Origin of the sequence: Kitasatospora sp. NPDC086801 (genome assembly GCF_044745805.1) — a bacterium.
In the GTDB taxonomy this organism is placed as follows: Bacteria; Actinomycetota; Actinomycetes; order Streptomycetales; family Streptomycetaceae; genus Kitasatospora.
In genome coordinates, this window is record NZ_JBIVAX010000106.1 from 1 (window position 1) to 1,578 (window position 1,578).

Below are 1,578 nucleotides of genomic sequence, written 5' to 3' on the forward strand. Positions count from 1 at the left end.
AATCTGCACGAGTTGACCCGTGGGCTGGACCTGTCCGCGTTCGTGCTGTTCTCCTCGGCGGCGGGTGTTTTCGGTACGCCGGGTCAGGGCAACTACGCGGCTGCCAATGCCTATTTGGACGCTCTGGCTGTTCACCGGCGTGGGCAGGGTCTGCCGGCGCAGTCGCTGGCCTGGGGCCTGTGGGACCAGGCCAGTGGCATGACCGGTGACCTCAGCAAGGCCGACCGGGCGAGGCTCGGCCGTACAGGCGCGATACCACTGTCCACTGAGGACGGCTTGGCGCTGTTCGACCTCGCCCCGGCGGTCTCCCACCCGGCTGTGGTGGCTGTCCGGCTGGACATCGCTGCGCTGCGTCGCCAGGGCAGCGATCTGCCGCCGTTGTTCCGCGTCCTTGCCCCGTCGGCAAGACGCTCGGCAGTGAGCGCGATGACCGGGCCGAGCATGCTCCGGCAGCACCTGGCCGAACTGGACGAACAGGAGCGGGAGGCCTGGCTGGTCGACCTTGTCCGGTCCCGCACCGCCGTGGCGCTCGGCTATTCCGGACCAGCCGCGATCGATCCCGAACGGGCGTTCCGTGACCTGGGTATCGATTCGCTTGCGGCGGTCGAACTCCGAAACGGGCTGGGCGAGGAGCTCGGGCTCCGACTGCCGACCACACTGATATTCGATTATCCGTCCCCCCTTGTGCTGTCGCGGTTCCTGTTGAATGAGGCGGTCGGCAATGGGACGGCCGGCGCAGCGGCGGTCAGCCGGGTGGTGACCGACGAACCGATCGCGATCGTGGGCATGGCCTGCCGTTACCCGGGTGGGATTGACTCGCCGGAGGACCTGTGGCGACTGGTTGCCGAGGGGCGGGACGCGATCGACGAGTTCCCGGCGAACCGAGGCTGGGACACTGCCCGGATCTACGACCCGGAGCCTGGAAAGCCTGGTAAGTCCTACGTCCGCGAGGGTGGTTTCCTCTACGAGGCGGGCGAGTTCGACCCCGAGTTCTTCGGGATCAGCCCGAACGAGGCGCTCATCATGGATCCGCAGCAGCGGTTGTTGCTGGAGACGTCGTGGGAGGCATTCGAGAGTGCCGGGATCGACCCCCGGACGCTGAAGGGCAGCTCGACCGGTGTGTTCGCCGGGATGATGTACCACGACTACACGGCCAACAACGGCACCGGCGCGATCGCTTCGGGGCGGGTGTCCTACACCTTCGGGTTCGAGGGGCCCGCGGTCACCGTCGACACCGCATGCTCGTCCTCCTCGGTGGCACTGCACCTGGCAGTTCAGTCCCTGCGCTCGGGCGAGTGCTCGATGGCGCTGGCCGGCGGGGTGGCGGTGATGGCAACCCCTGAGGTTTTCGTGGAGTTCAGTCGTCAGCGTGGTCTTGCCTCGGATGGTCGGTGCAAGTCGTTCGCGGCTGCTGCGGACGGCACCGGTTGGGGTGAGGGTGTTGGCGTGCTGGTGGTGGAGCGGCTGTCGGATGCCCGTCGTCACGGGCATCGGGTGTTGGCGGTGGTCGCGGGTACGGCGGTGAACCAGGATGGTGCGTCGAACGGGTTGACCGCGCCGAATGGTCCGGCGCAGCAG

General features: G+C 67.7%; 1 protein-coding gene. It reads left to right on the plus strand.

All coding sequences use genetic code 11. The annotated features are described in order from the left end of the window. A partial coding sequence (locus tag ACIPLC_RS38180) for a beta-ketoacyl synthase N-terminal-like domain-containing protein (protein ID WP_400477662.1) occupies positions 1 to 1,578 on the plus strand: 1,578 nt, incomplete at both ends.